A 14,383-nucleotide genomic window follows, 5' to 3' on the forward strand; every position below is an offset into this window, starting at 1 on the left:
GAATGTTGATGAAAGAAGCGAATTCTCACCTGACCAAGTCCGAGCTTGCCGGTATCGGCAACGGCGAGGTCGCCTATATCCGCAAAATGCGCAACGACGAGGTTTCGAAGTGCTTTCCCGAAGCACCAGAGATCGATCCGAGCGTCGACCTTTGGGCCCTTTTCGGCGCAGACGGAACGCCGATCCTGCTCACGGACAATCGCTCCAGCACCTTCTTCAAGGCGGCTGAAGACGAATTGAAAACGGTCAGCCTGCACTAGAGATGCAGGCTTAGATCTTTTTGAATGTCAGATAGGCCGAGGATCTGCCCTCGCGCCGGGCCTTGGCCTCGTAGCGTGTGCTCGGCCAGCCCTGATAAGGCGCAAGCCAGTCGGCAGCGTTTTGCGCAAGCCAGTCGAAGCCGCCGTGATCGCGGCACTTCAGCAGGGTCCAGTTCACGTAGGTATCGATGTCCGAGGCGAAGCAGAAGAGGCCGCCCGGCTTCAGCACGCGATGGAAACGGTCGAGATTGGTCTTGGAAACGAAGCGTCGTTTCCAATGCTTCCGTTTCGGCCAGGGATCGGGATAAAGCAGATCGATGTGATCAAGGCAGCCGTTCGGTAACCAGTCGAGAAGCTGCGTTGCATCGTCGTCATAGACGCGGATATTCCTTGCATCCTTCGTCTCGATGCTTGCCAGCAGTTTCTGCATGGAATTGATGAAGGGTTCGACGCCGATGAAGCCGGTCGAGGGCATTTCCAGCGCACGGTGGATCAGATGTTCGCCACCGCCGAAGCCGATTTCCAGGCGCAGTGCTTCTACCGGAACCGGAAAGAGGCTTTTCAGCGGCTCGGGTGGAGCCGCCGAAATATCGATGAGGAATGTCGGGAGCAGGGTGTTCAGTCTTTCCGCCTGATGTTCGCGCAGAGCCTTCCCCTTGCGGCGACCGAAGAACGCCTCCGTCGCGCGCCCCCGACGCTCCATATCCGTCATGCGGCTTCCCGCAGCTTCACGGCTTCCTTCAGCGCCTTGACGAGGTCGGTGCGCTCCCATGAGAACGAGCCGTCACGTCCCGCCTTCCGGCCGAAGTGGCCGTAGGCCGAGGTCTTGGCGTAGATCGGTTTGTTGAGGTCGAGGTGACGGCGGATGCCGGTCGGCGACAGGTCCATGTTCTTGCGGATCGCCGCCTCGACCTGGTCTTCCGTCACGCTCTTGCCGGTGCCGTGCAGGTCGACATAGATCGACAGCGGTTGAGCGACGCCGATTGCATAGGAAAGCTGGATCGTGCAGCGGTCGGCGAGACCTGCGGCAACGACGTTCTTCGCAAGATAGCGGGCAGCATAGGCCGCCGAGCGGTCGACCTTGGTCGTGTCCTTGCCGGAAAACGCCCCGCCGCCGTGCGGAGCGGCACCGCCGTAGGTATCGACGATGATCTTGCGGCCGGTGAGACCGGCATCGCCGTCCGGACCGCCGATGACGAACTTGCCGGTCGGGTTGATGTACCAGTTGCAATCCGTGGCAATCGGCAGCTCACCGAGCGCTTCGCGGATATAGGGTTCGACGACAGCGCGAACCTTGCTGGAATCCCAGCTCTCGTCGAGGTGCTGGGTCGACAAGACGATCGAGGTCACCTCGGCCGGCTTGCCGTCGATGTAGCGCACGGTCACCTGGCTCTTGGCGTCCGGACCGAGCTTGGCGACATCGCCGTCGCCCTTCTTGCGGGCCGCGGCAAGCAGCTGCAGGATCTTGTGGGAATAGTAGATCGGCGCCGGCATGAGGTCCGGCGTTTCCTTGCAGGCGTAACCGAACATGATGCCCTGGTCACCGGCGCCTTCGTCACCCTGCTGGTCGGCTGCGTTGTCGACGCCCTGAGCGATATCGGCAGACTGCGAGTGCAAAAGCACGTCGATCTTCGCCGTCTTCCAGTGGAAGCCCTCCTGCTCGTAGCCGATGTCCTTGATGGCGCGGCGGGCGGCAGCCTTGAATTTCGACGGGTTGATGACGTCCTTGCCGTCCTTGCCCTTCTTCATCAGGCTTGGTGGCAGACGGACTTCACCGGCGATCACGACGCGGTTCGTCGTTGCCAGGGTTTCGCAGGCAATGCGCACGCCCCAGGGGTTGACGCCGGTCTTGGCCGCCTCACGATAGACCAGATCCACGATCTCGTCCGAGATGCGGTCACACACCTTGTCCGGGTGACCTTCGGCGACTGACTCACTGGTGAAAAGATAATTCGCGCGCATTTTCGGGATTCCCCTCAAAGAACAAAAGCCGTTAGTTGGTACTCACTTCGCGTTCGAAAAACAAGCACAGAAGGACATAAATATATCTTTATATCTACCATGAAATGATAAATTTTGCCCCGAAAAAGCAGAAAAGGTGGCCTTTCGACCACCTTTTGAAAAACCGGAAGCATCAAGGGATTCAGTCCGTGTCGGCCTCGGCGGCAAGTGCCTTCACAAGCTCCACGACCTTGCGGCGAACCTTCGGGTCGGAAATCTTTACGAACGCCCGGTTGAGCTGAAGGCCCTCCGAGGAAGAGAGGAAATCGACCACATAATTCGAGCTCGACGCTTCTGCCATGCCGGTCAGTCCACCGGTGTGATCGCCGGGCGCGTCCTCGAAGAAAAACGAAACCGGGACGTTGAGAATGCTCGAGATGTTCTGCAGGCGGCTCGCACCGACGCGGTTCGTGCCTTTTTCATATTTCTGGATCTGCTGGAAGGTAATGCCGAGGCTCTCGCCGAGCTTTTCCTGGCTCATTCCCAGCATTGTGCGGCGAAGCCGAATGCGGCTGCCAACGTGTATGTCGATCGGGTTAGGCTTCTTCTTGTTTTCAATCATGGTCGTGCCCTAGCAAAGAATTTCAACCTGGTTAAACCGGCAGTGCCCAGACCCATCCGTAACGCCACGTTGCAAGCGGCGAAAACCCCATCATCAAGCATACGTTAACAACGCCGATCGTCACCACTATGCAATTTTAGGGGTTTTGGGTCAATTCGGCTTGAAAATAAAACCAAAGCGGGAAATCGCCGCAATCAAAAACAACAACGTTTCAGTCAACCAGAAGTAAGCCTGTTGTAAAAACAAATTCCGGGAAGCGCTGCCGTATCTCTCAAGGGTTGCGTCGATGAAGCCTCTCTCATTGAGGCTGAGCCCTGCAACGATCTGCCCGCGCGCATTCACGATCGCCGAAATGCCGTTGTTGGCGTCGCGAATCAGCGGCAAACCGGTCTCCACTGCGCGCACCCGCGCTTGCTGGAAGTGCTGATAAGGACCGGGGGTATTGCCGAACCAGGCGTCGTTCGTGATGTTCAAGATCGCACCGGCATCGGCGATGTCGCCGGTCATCTCGTCGGCAAAGATGATCTCGTAACAGACCAGGGGATAGAGCTTTAGCCCCGTCGGCAGTTCCAGGAGATGCCGGGTTGCCGCGGCAGAGAATCCGCCCGGCATTTCGACGATATTCCCGATGCCGAAATCATCGAGGATATCCTCGAACGGCACATACTCGCCGAATGGGACGAGATGCACCTTGTCGGAAGCTGCGATGATCTGGCCGCGTCCATCGAAGGCGTAGATCGAATTGTAGTATCGCACCGGGTTTCCCGGCCCCATCTCTTCGGCTCGCACGGCGCCTGCGATCAGAATCTGATTGTCGTCCAGCGTATCGGCAATCCGGGCAAGAGCATCCTGATTGTCGGTGAGGATGAAAGGGATCGAAGTTTCCGGCCAGACGATGATGTCGGGTTTCTTTCCGCCGTCTCGCGGCGCTTCGGCGGAGAGCTTCAAATGCATCTCGAAGATGGCCGAGCGGTCGGCGTTGCTGTCGAGCTTGGCCGCCTGGTCGATCATCGGCTGCACGAGCCGGATCACTGGCCGTTTCTCCTCCGGCAGCGTGGAAGCTTGCGGCGCAACATGAAGCACATAGGCGCCGTATCCGACATGAGCTGCAAAAAGCAGAGCGGCAAGCCCGACACCTGCCGTCGCACCCTGGCGCGTCCCAACAAGAGCCGGGGCAGAAAAGACGAAGACGGCAAGAGCAGTCACGCCTGCGGTGCCGACGAGGTGTGCGGACTGCATCATCAAGGGCATCGGCATGATGCCGTAGCCGACCGCATTCCACGGAAAACCCGTAAAGGTGAAGCTGCGCAACCACTCGAAGAGGCCGAAGCTTGCGGCAAGTGCTGCAATGCGGCCCATCCCGTCCGACCAGAAGATGCGGGCAACAGCTGCCGCAAGGCCATAATAGATCGCCAGCACTGCCGGCAGGCCGAGGACGGCCAGCGGCAGCGCCCAGGCAAATTCTTCCGAATCGACCATGAGCGCATGGCCAAGCCACCAGAGGCCTGCGACGAAATAACCGAAGCCGAAGAGCCACCCGATCGCGAAGGAGGGCCAGAGGCGGCCGAGGATGCTTGCCCCGGGGGAGGCGGCTGCGCCATCGATCAGCCAGACGAGGAGTGTGAAAGAGAAAAACATTGCAGCAAAAAAGCCGATCGGCGGGAGGGCCAGAACGGCAATTGCGCCGGCCAGGACAGCCAGCAACGCTCGTTTGAAACCCCAGACCAGGATGACCCTGTCCGCAAGACGCTCCATGCGCACTCCATTCAAGCCGCGAATCAACCCGGTCCGCAGTCTTTCAAAAAAGCCGCGCTTTGTCGTGCCGTGCGGAAAATCAGTTCGACGTGGACTCCGCCGTCCGGTCGTCTGTTGCCTCAGCACCGGTCGCACTTTCGCCGTCGGCCTTCACACGCCGGCGGATCGCCTGACGCTTGCGGGTGATGCGCACGCGCTTGATGCGGCGCGGATCGGCCTCGAGAATGTGGAATTCGAAATCCGGCAGCGCCTGGACCACTTCGCCCCGAACCGGAATGCGGCCGAGGGCGGAGAAGATGAGACCGCCAAGCGTATCGACCTCGTCCACCTGCTCGGTTATGTCGAAATCCGGGCCGATCGCTTCTGCAATCTCCTCCAGTTCGACGCGGGCATCCGCCACAAAGACGTCTTCGGAAATGCGCTTGAACATGACTTCTTCGTCGTCATGCTCGTCGTCGATGTCGCCGACGACCATCTCGACGATGTCCTCGTGTGAAGCCAGGCCGTCGGTGCCGCCATATTCATCGATGACGAGCGCCATCTGCGTGCGGTTCACCTGCATGCGGCGAAGCAGATCGGATGCCAGCATCGACGGCGGCACGAAGAGGATCTTGCGGATGATGCCGGCCTCGGCGAGCGTTTTCTGCAGGTCGACGCGGGCGAGATCGAAATTCGGTTTTGCCGAGCGTCCCGGCTTTTGGATGTTGTCTGTGGCGATCTCGACCAGCGGCTTGGCAGCAGTCTTGGTACCTGCCCGGCGCTTGTTGCGTGCCTGCTTTGCGACATAGGAGAGCAGGTCGCGGATATGCACCATGCCGCGCGGATCGTCGAGCGTATCGGCATATACGGGCATGCGCGAGCGTCCGGATTCTTCAAAGAGGATCATCAACTCGCCGATGGTTATGTTCTGGTCGACCGCCTCGATATCGGCGCGCGGAACCATGACGTCGGCGACACGCACTTCGCGGAAACGCAGGATGTTGTGGAGCATCGCCCGCTCGTCGGGCGAAAAGGCATCGTCGCCGGTATCGTTCGTCATAAGCGCGTCGGCGAGGTCTTCGCGGATGCGCGAACCTTGCTGGGGGCGGAGAATGCGGGCCGCACGCGCCCAGAATGATCGTCCTGATTGCCTGCTACTACTGCCAGCCTCATCCGAGGAGGAGGATTGATCGGCGTCCTTGGTTTCCGCCGCCGGTTTCGTTGTAAAGTCGCTCATCGTTCCATTTTAAGGTCTTGACCCTCGTATGGGTCAGATAGGCCGAGTACCGCTAAAATGCGAGTCTCCAACCGCTCCATAATTTCGGCTTCGTCGTTATTCATATGGTCGTAGCCGAAGAGATGCAAGAAACCATGCACCATCAGATGCGTCAGATGGTCCTCGAACGATTTTTCGAGCTCGCGTGCTTCCCGTTCGACGGTCTCCCTGGCGATGATGATATCACCAAGCATCGGACCTGGCATCTGTCCCGGCGCTATCGGAAAGGCAGGGAAGGAGAGGACATTGGTGGCCTTGTCTTTCTTGCGCCATTGGGCGTTGATGGCGCGGATGGCCTCGTCGTCCGTGAAGAGAAGAGAAAGCTCCGTCGCCCTCTTGGGAAACCTCTGCTTCTCGTCTTGCTCGAGAAGCTTCGATGCCGCTTCCAGCACGCGTTCGGCCAGGGCCTGAAGTTCGTTCTCCGAGGGCCAGTCGCCCTCCTCGATGCTGATCTGGATATCGATTGGGGCCATCAGACCTGCGGTCCGGCGTCTTCCGGGCGCGTGGTATAGGTGGCGTCATAGGCCCTTACGATCCGTCCGACCAGGGGATGGCGCACGACATCGACATCCTTGAAGCGGATCGTCGAGATCCCTTCCACGCCGTCGAGCAGATGCAGTGCCTCGACGAGTCCGGACTTCACGCCGCGCGGCAAATCGATCTGGCTCGGGTCGCCCGTGATGATCATTCGCGAATTCTCGCCGAGACGCGTCAGGAACATCTTCATCTGCATCGAGGTCGTGTTCTGCGCCTCGTCGAGGATAATGGCTGCGTTCGAGAGGGTGCGTCCGCGCATGAAGGCGAGCGGCGCGATCTCAATGACACCGGCCGTGATCGCGCGCTCGACCTTGTCTCCGGGGATCATGTCGTAGAGCGCATCATAGAGCGGCCGGAGATAGGGATCGACCTTCTCCTTCATGTCCCCCGGCAGGAAGCCAAGGCGCTCGCCGGCTTCGACGGCTGGCCGCGAAAGGATGATCTTCTCGACGGCACCGCGTTCCAGCATCTGGGCCGCATGCGCGACGGCGAGATAAGTCTTGCCCGTGCCGGCTGGTCCAACGCCGAACACAAGTTCTGCGCGCTCCATGGCGCGTATGTAGGCATCCTGCGTCGGCGTGCGCGCAACGATCGTCTTCTTGCGTGTCGAAATCTGCGCCATGGTCAGCTTGGCTTTCTTCTCCATGGTCGGCAGGCTCAACTGATCGTCGGCGGCAACCGCCATGCGGATCGCGCCTTCCACGTCGGATCGTTCCACGCTGCCGCCTTTCTGGAGCTTTTCATAGAGGTAGTCCAGCGTGCGCCGCGCTTGATTGGTGGCGACGACGTCACCGGTGATGACGACGGAATTTCCGCGGGCGCGCGCATCGATCTGCAGCCGCTCTTCGAGAAGCTTCAGATTCTGGTCGAATTGCCCGAACAACTCGCTGGCGAACCGGTTGTTCTCGAACGTCAGGACGAAGTGATTGGCGTCGCTCGCAATGCGTGGGTGGCGCGGTGAAGAAGAAACCAATTCTTGTCCGTTCAAGCGGTCGAGCTCCCTAGGTTAAACCTCAGCCTCTGCAAACTCGGCAAACAGGCTGTTCGTTCCGGTTCCGGTGATTCGCACTTTTATAATGTCACCGATTTGCGATGCTTTTGCATCAACATTCACTGACTGAAGCCAGGGAGAACGGCCGATAAGCTGTCCTGGCATGCGACCGGGCTTTTCAAGCAACAAATCAATCTCCTTGCCGATGCAGGACGTGTTGAATTCCTGCGTCTGCTTGAGGAGAAGCGCCTGCAGGCGCTCAAGCCGTTCTGCCTTGATCTCTTCCGGCACCTGGTCCTTCAGTTCCGCTCCGGGCGTACCCGGCCGCGTCGAATACTTAAAGGAGAAAGCCTGCGCATAGCCGATCTCCTCCACCAGTTGCAGTGTAGCTTCAAAATCCTTGTCTGTCTCCCCAGGAAAACCGACGATGAAATCACCCGAAAGCGCGATATCGGGGCGGGCGGCGCGGATGCGCTCGATCAGCATGATATATTCGGCTGCCGTATGGCGGCGGTTCATGGCCTTCAGGATCCGGTCCGAGCCTGCCTGCACGGGCAGGTGCAAGTAGGGCATCAGCGCCCGCAGATCGCGATGTGCCCCGATGAGGCGGTCGTCCATGTCACGCGGGTGGCTGGTGGTGTAGCGAAGCCGCGCAAGGCCTGGAATTTCAGCGAGGCGATAAAGTAGATCGCCAAGGCTCCATTCTTCGCCATTGGCCCCGGCGCCGTGCCACGCGTTGACGTTCTGGCCGAGCAATGTGATCTCGCGCACTCCGCCTTCGACGAGTTTTTGCGCCTCCTCGACAATCTGGCTGACTGGGCGGGAGGTTTCCGAGCCACGCGTGTAGGGTACGACGCAGAAGGTACAGAACTTGTCACAGCCTTCCTGCACCGTAAGGAACGAGGTCACGCCGCGCGAGCGGATCTTCCTGCTTTCGGCAATCGGCAGATGCTCGAACTTGTCCTCCAGCGCATATTCCGTATCGACGACGCGATGGCCCTGCTTGGCGCGCCGCAGCGCGTCCGGCAGGCGGTGATAGGTCTGCGGGCCGATGACGACATCGACGGCAGGCGCGCGGCGGAGGATTTCTTCGCCTTCGGCCTGGGCAACGCAGCCGGTCACGCCGATCATCATCTCGCGCCCATCGGCGGCCTTCTTCTTTTTCATCTCGCGCAGCCGACCGAGCGCCGAATAAACCTTTTCGGCCGCCTTTTCGCGGATATGGCAGGTATTCAGGAGAACGAGATCCGCCTCATCCATGTTCTCCGTCGGCTCGTAGCCGTCGCGGGCCAGTGCATCGCTCATGCGCATCGAATCGTAGACGTTCATCTGGCAGCCATAGGTCTTGATGAAAACCTTGCGGCTGTTGGTGCCATCGCGAAGGTCCTTGCTGGGGATGATCTCCGGGGCCGGAAGAAGGGCGCTGTCTTGGGTCATGGCCGGCTATTTAGTGGTTTTTTGCCCTCTAGAAAATCGAAATCTTGCCTCAGGGGATTTCACGGCCGCGAAGGCGGCTGTTGAGCATTGCACGGATACGCCGTGCTATGGTGGCGCTGACATCCTTCCGGTTCGAATCCGAACGGTATTCGACCGCCTCGCCGAAGCAGACCTCGGCATCGAGGGCGGCGCATTTCACGACGTCGATCAGGTGCGGCACGAGTTCCACGTCGCCTGGCCAGCCGGCCAGCGGTCGATGATAGCGGCCCATCGCAACGCCGTGCGCCTTTGTGTAGGCAATCGCAACCGGCTGCACGAAGACGGAACCGTTCGGCGAGTGCGGCACGGCCATGGCGGCCGCCCCGAAAAGCGAGGACTTGACTTCCAGCAGGCGATTGCCGTCCGAGGTCGTGCCTTCCGGAAACAGCACGATGATTTCGCCGCGCGCCATGCGGGCGGCGATCTCGCTTGCCTGATTGCCGGTCTTTCGCTTCTCTTCGCGCACGATGAAGACGCTTTTCTGCAGCCGGGCAAGCAGGCCGAAGATGGGCCAGTCGCGCACTTCTATCTTGGCGATGAAGGCGACATCGGCGACCGAGGACATCACCATGATGTCCATCCACGATGCATGATTGACGCATAGCATCAGCGGTCGGCGCCCCTCAAGCTTGCCGTTAACCTTCACGCGAATGCCGAGGGCGTGGCAGGCAGCGCGGTGCCACAGGCGCGGAAGGATGCGGCGAAGCTTCCAGTCGAAACGGAGGCCGAGAAGCTGGAGGGGCATCAGCACAATGCTGGCGGCAGCGACGACGACTGCGGCATAGGCGATGCGCAGCCAGACGATCAACGCGAGCTCCATGCGGCTGCTGTCATCGGTTCAGCGTTCGTCTTTCTTCAACGGAATGCCGTAAAGCTCCAGCCGATGATCGACAAGCTGGAAGCCATGCTCACGGGCAATGCGCTCCTGCAGCGCTTCGATCTCCGGCGAGCGGAATTCGATGACAACGCCGTTCTTCAGGTCTATCAGGTGGTCGTGATGTTCTTCCGGCACCGTTTCATAGCGCGAGCGGCCGTCGCGGAAGTCATGGCGGGCGATGATGCCGGCATCCTCAAACAGCTTGACTGTTCGATAGACCGTGGAAATCGAAATCTTCGCGTCGACCTTCGCGGAACGGCGATAGAGTTCCTCGACATCCGGGTGATCTGCCGACTCTTCCAGGATGCGAGCGATCACGCGGCGCTGTTCGGTCATTCGCATGCCGCGCTCGGTGCAAAGCTCCTCAAGGGTCTTGGCTGCGTCGGTCATTGGCGGCCTTCATTCAGATTCCAATTCTCAACGGAACTAGCGAAGAACGCGCTTCATGACAAGCGCCGTGGAAACGGCGCCGTTCGCGTCCTTGTAGTATCCGCGGCGCTCGCCGACTTTCTCGAAGCCGAGCTTCTGGTAGAGGCCGAGGGCGGCGGCATTGCCGTCGTCGACTTCGAGGAACATGCTCTCACCACCGCGCAGCTTGGCTTCACGCATTGCTGCCTGCATCAGCCGCCAGCCGAGGCCGGCACGGGCAACTTTCGCCTGTACGGCGATCGAAAGGATTTCGGCTTCGCCTGCGACCTGGCGCGCGAGCACGAAGCCCGGCAGCGGTTTTTTCAAGAAAGCGTTGGTCTGGTGCGCCACGAAGCCGAAGACATTGTCCTGGCTGAGCAGGCTGTGGAATTCGCCGTCACCCCAGGGGCGGGCAAATCGTTCGCCATGCAGCGCAGCGACCGCTCGGCAATCGTCGCTGCCCATGGCGATGATCTCGAATTCGGGCTTCAGAGTGAGATAAGATTCCAGCATGGTCACACTCGCGCGATCGCGAACCCTGCCTGCGGTTTGGCGTCGGGTCCGCGTAGATAAAGAGGCTTCGGCTTTCCTGAACCGGGATCGGCGGCTGCACCGAGGCGTGCCACGATGGAAATGGGAAAATGATTGCCGTGTTCGCCCGAAGCGTCCGGCTTCAGGAGCGGTGTAGCCGAACCTGTAATTTCGCCGGCAAAGGCTGCCGCAATCCTTTTCGCCTCCTCGATCGGCACTGCGCGAGGTTCATCGAGCGCCGGGCCGTCGGCAGAAAAGCTCTGGAGGTAGATTTCGCCGCGCTTGGCGTCCATGGCGGCAAGAACAGGGCGCCCGGGTGTCTTTTCGCGCCGGGCGGCGGCCATGGTCTCGAGCGTCGTGATGCCGACGGTTGGGATATTGAGCGCAAGGCCGAAACCGCGAGCTGCGGCGACACCGACGCGGATGCCTGTAAAGGAGCCGGGACCGACGGTGACTGCAATGCGTTCGACCATCGCAAGTTTCATGTCCGCCTGGCTGAGCACGCGGTCGACAACTCCCATCAAATGCTCTGCATGGCCCTTGCCGATCAGATCGGATGCCTCCCCCAGCACCATATCCCTGCCGCTGTCGTAGACAGCGGCAGCGCAATCTACACCAGCCGTGTCGAGCGCCAGAACAATCATGCCATCAATTTCCGAATAAAAGCCTACCACAAATTCAGCCGGCGCAATGCTAAGCCGGCTGAATTTCGGACAAATCGTCAGGCGGCGATGACTTCCTGCACTTCGGGAACGAAGTGACGAAGCAGGTTCTGGACGCCATGCTTCAGTGTCGCCGTGGACGAGGGGCAGCCGGCGCAGGAGCCCTTCATGTTGAGATAGACCTTGCCATCCTTGAAGCCGCGGAACGTGATATCGCCGCCATCCTGGGCAACTGCCGGGCGAACGCGGGTTTCAAGGAGTTCCTTGATGGTGAGCACGATGGTCTCGTCGGCCGCATCGAAGAATTCACCTCCGGCATCGAGCTCTTCCGAAAGTACCGAAGCGTCGCCCATGACCGGCTTTCCGGACATGAAGTGTTCCATGATAGAGCCAAGGATGGCGGGTTTCAGGTGCTGCCATTCCTGGTTCTCCTTGGAGACGGAAATGAAATCGTAGCCGAAATAGACACCGGTCACGCCCGGAATTTCAAAAAGGCGCGCAGCAAGCGGCGAAGCCTGGGCCTCCTTGGCGCTGCGGAATTCGGCAGTGCCGGTTTCCATCACCACCTTGCCCGGCAGGAACTTCTGTGTGGCCGGATTCGGCGTGGCTTCGGTCTGAATGAACATTTCGCTCTCCATGCGGGCCAGGTCGTCGCTCAGGCCGTCTTTAGAATTCTTCAAAAGAAAATAAGCCGATTGGCGGCGCTAATCAAGAGACAAAGACTCCAGAAATAGCCGCATTCTGCAGCACAACTTATGCCAGCGCATCCAGTTCTTCGTTCGTCAAGGTATCAGGCAGGACGGTGACGGGGATCGGGAAAGCCGCGGCTTTTCCGACAACGGACGACACCAGCGGTCCAGGGCCTTCCTTGGCGGAGCTTGCAGCCAGCACCAGGATCGCGATGTCGCGATCTTCTTCGATCACCGCATTGATCTCCTCGACCGCACTTCCCTCGCGGATGACGATTTCCGGCTCGATGCCGATCATTTCGCGTACCACCTGCGCCGCTTTGGCAACGACGGCTTCGGCTTCCTCACGGGCTTCGGCGCGCATGATCTCCTCGACGCCCAGCCATTGCTGAAAATCACCTTCGGGAATCACGTAGACAAGCACCAGTCCGCCATTGGAATTCTTGGCGCGCCGGCCGGCATAATGCACAGCGCTCTGGCATTCGGGTGTGCCATCGATCACCGCCATGAATTTGCGGCGATGCCCTTCGAGCCGTGAGAGTCGCTTTGATACCATGGCGCCGACTCTGACACCTTAACCGGGAAATTTGCAAGCCCCCGTCATTGAAGGGGACTCGCCTCAGAAGGCATGCCTAGTAGAGGAAGCCGATGATGTCACGGACATCCTTCATGGTCGCTTCGGCGCGCGCCCGGGCGCGTTCGCCGCCGTTGCGCAGGATTGCGTCGATATGGCTCGTATCGTTGAGCAGGCGGCGCATTTCGCCGGTGATCGGCGAGAGTACCTCAACGGCGAGATCGACAAGCGCCGGCTTGAAGACGGAGAACTGCTGGCCGCCGAATTCGGCAAGCACCTCGGTCTTCGTCTTGTCGGCAAGAGCTGCATATATGCCGACGAGATTGTCGGCTTCCGGGCGCCCCTTAAGGCCCTCAATCTCGCCCGGCAGGCCGTCCGGGTCGGTCTTGGCCTTGCGGATCTTCTTCGAGATGGCTTCCTCGTCGTCGAGCAGATTGATGCGCGACAGATCGGAGGGATCGGATTTCGACATCTTCTTCGTACCGTCGCGCAGAGACATCACGCGCGGAGCGGGGCCTTCGATCAACGGTTCGACCATCGGAAAAAAGGCGTGCACCGGCTCGTCGCCGACGATAATGTCGATACCGCGGCCGGCTCGGCGAATGTGGTCCTGATAATCGAGGTTGAACTTCATCGCGATGTCGCGGGCGAGTTCAAGATGCTGTTTCTGGTCGTCACCGACCGGAACATGCGTGCCGCGATAAACGAGGATGTCGGCCGCCATCAGGCTCGGATAGGCAAGCAGGCCGAGGGAAGCATTTTCGCGGTCCTTGCCGGCCTTGTCCTTGAACTGCGTCATGCGGTTCATCCAGCCGATGCGGGCGACGCAATTGAAGATCCAGGCGAGCTCGGCATGCTGCGGCACGGCCGACTGATTGAAGACGATATGCCTTTGCGGATCGATGCCGGAGGCGATGAAGGCTGCGGCGATCGAGCGGATCTGGCCCGGCAGGTCGTCGTGCACGAGCTGCGCCGTCAGCGAGTGCAGATCGACGACGCAATAGATGCAGTCATTGCCTTCCTGCAGCGCCACGAACTTGCGGATTGCGCCGAGATAGTTGCCGAGATGGAGATTTCCGGTCGGCTGAACGCCGGAAAATACAAGTTTCTTGAATTCGGTCACCTTGTCCTCGATTAGGCTGGTGGAGGGCCCCAGGGCGCAGTCGCCCATGTTGCTAACGCGGCGGCTTATGCACGTGCTCTGTGCCGCAATCAAGAGGCGGTGGGTGCGGCGTGACAGATGAGGTCGAAACTATTGCCGTAAGGATCCAGAAATTGGGCCACGGTGCCGTAAATTTCATGCCGGGGCTGTTCGAGGAAGCGCACGCCGCTGGCCAGCATGGCGGCATGATCTCGCGCAAAATCATCGGTCTTCAAGAAGAACCCGACACGCCCGCCGGTTTGATTTCCGATCGCCGCTTTCTGTGTTTCGTCGACTGCTTTGGCAAGAAGGAAGGCTGCTCCATCCCCGCCCTTCGGTTTGACGACTACCCAGCGCTTGCCTTCCGGCTGCACTTCGTCCTGCAGGCAGTCGAATTCGAGCGCTCCGCAGTAGAAGGCCTTTGCACGATCATAGTCGTCGACGACGAGGGTGACGAGAAAGAGGGATTGGGACATCTGCAAGCCTCCAGTTGCCGGGTCTCGTTAATCTGTCGCGGCCTCTTTGGGTCAGATGCGAGCGTCGTCCGATACGATTGGCATCTTCTTATTGCCTCATTCTCCGGCGTTTAAAGACCGCTATTTCGCATTATGACTGCCCTTCTTCGGCTTCACACCCCTTCTAGTAAATATTCGTTGCAAGGCCT

At 59.8% G+C, this 14,383-nt stretch carries 17 protein-coding genes; 1 reads left to right on the forward strand and 16 read right to left on the reverse strand.

The annotated features are described in order from the left end of the window. The first annotated feature begins 2 nt into the window (after positions 1-2). Complete coding sequence (locus AM571_RS02020; protein WP_074059962.1) at positions 3-260, forward strand: DUF1150 family protein; 258 nt, start codon at positions 3-5, stop codon at positions 258-260. Between the two features lie 10 nt (positions 261-270). On the opposite strand, the gene trmB is transcribed toward AM571_RS02020, so the two are convergent. The 16 genes from trmB to AM571_RS02100 form a co-directional block, all read right to left on the reverse strand. Next, positions 271-972 carry a tRNA (guanine(46)-N(7))-methyltransferase TrmB gene (trmB, locus tag AM571_RS02025; protein WP_074059963.1) on the reverse strand — a complete coding sequence of 234 codons (702 nt, stop codon included), beginning with the start codon at positions 970-972 and terminating at the stop codon, positions 271-273. Beyond that, on the reverse strand, positions 969-2,222 hold the full coding sequence (gene metK, locus AM571_RS02030; protein ID WP_074059964.1) for a methionine adenosyltransferase: 1,254 nt from the start codon (positions 2,220-2,222) through the stop codon (positions 969-971). The genes trmB and metK overlap by 4 nt, the downstream gene beginning before the upstream one ends. A gap of 181 nt (positions 2,223-2,403) precedes the next feature. Next, the gene (locus tag AM571_RS02035; RefSeq protein WP_022713467.1) at positions 2,404-2,823 is read right to left on the reverse strand and encodes a helix-turn-helix domain-containing protein; all 420 of its coding nucleotides are present in this window, start codon (positions 2,821-2,823) and stop codon (positions 2,404-2,406) included. Positions 2,824-2,973: 150 nt separating this feature from the next. Next, positions 2,974-4,578, reverse strand: a complete 1,605-nt coding sequence (gene lnt / locus AM571_RS02040; RefSeq protein WP_074059965.1) for an apolipoprotein N-acyltransferase — start codon at positions 4,576-4,578, stop codon at positions 2,974-2,976. 79 nt (positions 4,579-4,657) lie between these two features. Continuing rightward, a complete protein-coding gene (locus AM571_RS02045) occupies positions 4,658-5,794 on the reverse strand; it encodes a hemolysin family protein (RefSeq protein ID WP_074059966.1) in 1,137 nt (378 codons plus the stop codon). Further along, positions 5,791-6,306 carry an rRNA maturation RNase YbeY gene (ybeY, locus tag AM571_RS02050; protein ID WP_074059967.1) on the reverse strand — a complete coding sequence of 172 codons (516 nt, stop codon included), beginning with the start codon at positions 6,304-6,306 and terminating at the stop codon, positions 5,791-5,793. The genes AM571_RS02045 and ybeY overlap by 4 nt, the downstream gene beginning before the upstream one ends. Continuing rightward, positions 6,306-7,358 carry a PhoH family protein gene (locus AM571_RS02055; protein WP_074059968.1) on the reverse strand — a complete coding sequence of 351 codons (1,053 nt, stop codon included), beginning with the start codon at positions 7,356-7,358 and terminating at the stop codon, positions 6,306-6,308. Before AM571_RS02055 ends, ybeY begins: the two co-directional genes overlap by 1 nt. Before the next feature lie 18 nt (positions 7,359-7,376). Continuing rightward, positions 7,377-8,798, reverse strand: a complete 1,422-nt coding sequence (gene miaB, locus AM571_RS02060) for a tRNA (N6-isopentenyl adenosine(37)-C2)-methylthiotransferase MiaB (RefSeq protein WP_074059969.1) — start codon at positions 8,796-8,798, stop codon at positions 7,377-7,379. 49 nt (positions 8,799-8,847) lie between these two features. Next, on the reverse strand, positions 8,848-9,645 hold the full coding sequence (locus tag AM571_RS02065; RefSeq protein WP_074063024.1) for a lysophospholipid acyltransferase family protein: 798 nt from the start codon (positions 9,643-9,645) through the stop codon (positions 8,848-8,850). Between the two features lie 30 nt (positions 9,646-9,675). After that, complete coding sequence (locus tag AM571_RS02070) at positions 9,676-10,104, reverse strand: Fur family transcriptional regulator (RefSeq protein WP_022713474.1); 429 nt, start codon at positions 10,102-10,104, stop codon at positions 9,676-9,678. Between the two features lie 36 nt (positions 10,105-10,140). Next, a complete protein-coding gene (locus tag AM571_RS02075) occupies positions 10,141-10,635 on the reverse strand; it encodes a GNAT family N-acetyltransferase (protein ID WP_074059970.1) in 495 nt (164 codons plus the stop codon). Between the two features lie 2 nt (positions 10,636-10,637). Next, positions 10,638-11,297 carry a tRNA (adenosine(37)-N6)-threonylcarbamoyltransferase complex dimerization subunit type 1 TsaB gene (gene tsaB, locus AM571_RS02080; protein ID WP_074059971.1) on the reverse strand — a complete coding sequence of 220 codons (660 nt, stop codon included), beginning with the start codon at positions 11,295-11,297 and terminating at the stop codon, positions 10,638-10,640. A gap of 77 nt (positions 11,298-11,374) precedes the next feature. After that, a complete protein-coding gene (locus AM571_RS02085) occupies positions 11,375-11,941 on the reverse strand; it encodes a NifU family protein (protein ID WP_074059972.1) in 567 nt (188 codons plus the stop codon). Between the two features lie 127 nt (positions 11,942-12,068). Next, entirely contained in the window at positions 12,069-12,560 is a 492-nt protein-coding gene (locus AM571_RS02090) for a universal stress protein (RefSeq protein ID WP_074059973.1), read from the reverse strand. A 76-nt stretch (positions 12,561-12,636) separates the two neighbouring features. After that, a complete protein-coding gene (gene trpS, locus AM571_RS02095; protein ID WP_074063025.1) occupies positions 12,637-13,701 on the reverse strand; it encodes a tryptophan--tRNA ligase in 1,065 nt (354 codons plus the stop codon). Positions 13,702-13,790: 89 nt separating this feature from the next. Then, a complete protein-coding gene (locus AM571_RS02100) occupies positions 13,791-14,195 on the reverse strand; it encodes a VOC family protein (protein WP_074059974.1) in 405 nt (134 codons plus the stop codon). Between the last annotated feature and the right edge of the window lie 188 nt (positions 14,196-14,383).

The organism is Rhizobium etli 8C-3, assembly GCF_001908375.1.
Lineage (GTDB): Bacteria > Pseudomonadota > Alphaproteobacteria > Rhizobiales > Rhizobiaceae > Rhizobium > Rhizobium etli_B.

Coding starts and splice junctions, on each gene's coding strand:
- metK (WP_074059964.1), bottom strand. CDS start 2,222: ATGCGCGCGAATTATCTTTTCACCAGTGAGTCAGTCGCCGAAGGTCAC.
- AM571_RS02085 (WP_074059972.1), bottom strand. CDS start 11,941: ATGTTCATTCAGACCGAAGCCACGCCGAATCCGGCCACACAGAAGTTC.
- trmB (WP_074059963.1), bottom strand. CDS start 972: ATGACGGATATGGAGCGTCGGGGGCGCGCGACGGAGGCGTTCTTCGGT.
- AM571_RS02090 (WP_074059973.1), bottom strand. CDS start 12,560: ATGGTATCAAAGCGACTCTCACGGCTCGAAGGGCATCGCCGCAAATTC.
- AM571_RS02075 (WP_074059970.1), bottom strand. CDS start 10,635: ATGCTGGAATCTTATCTCACTCTGAAGCCCGAATTCGAGATCATCGCC.
- tsaB (WP_074059971.1), bottom strand. CDS start 11,297: ATGATTGTTCTGGCGCTCGACACGGCTGGTGTAGATTGCGCTGCCGCT.
- lnt (WP_074059965.1), bottom strand. CDS start 4,578: ATGGAGCGTCTTGCGGACAGGGTCATCCTGGTCTGGGGTTTCAAACGA.
- AM571_RS02045 (WP_074059966.1), bottom strand. CDS start 5,794: ATGAGCGACTTTACAACGAAACCGGCGGCGGAAACCAAGGACGCCGAT.
- AM571_RS02035 (WP_022713467.1), bottom strand. CDS start 2,823: ATGATTGAAAACAAGAAGAAGCCTAACCCGATCGACATACACGTTGGC.
- AM571_RS02070 (WP_022713474.1), bottom strand. CDS start 10,104: ATGACCGACGCAGCCAAGACCCTTGAGGAGCTTTGCACCGAGCGCGGC.
- ybeY (WP_074059967.1), bottom strand. CDS start 6,306: ATGGCCCCAATCGATATCCAGATCAGCATCGAGGAGGGCGACTGGCCC.
- miaB (WP_074059969.1), bottom strand. CDS start 8,798: ATGACCCAAGACAGCGCCCTTCTTCCGGCCCCGGAGATCATCCCCAGC.
- AM571_RS02020 (WP_074059962.1), top strand. CDS start 3: ATGTTGATGAAAGAAGCGAATTCTCACCTGACCAAGTCCGAGCTTGCC.
- AM571_RS02100 (WP_074059974.1), bottom strand. CDS start 14,195: ATGTCCCAATCCCTCTTTCTCGTCACCCTCGTCGTCGACGACTATGAT.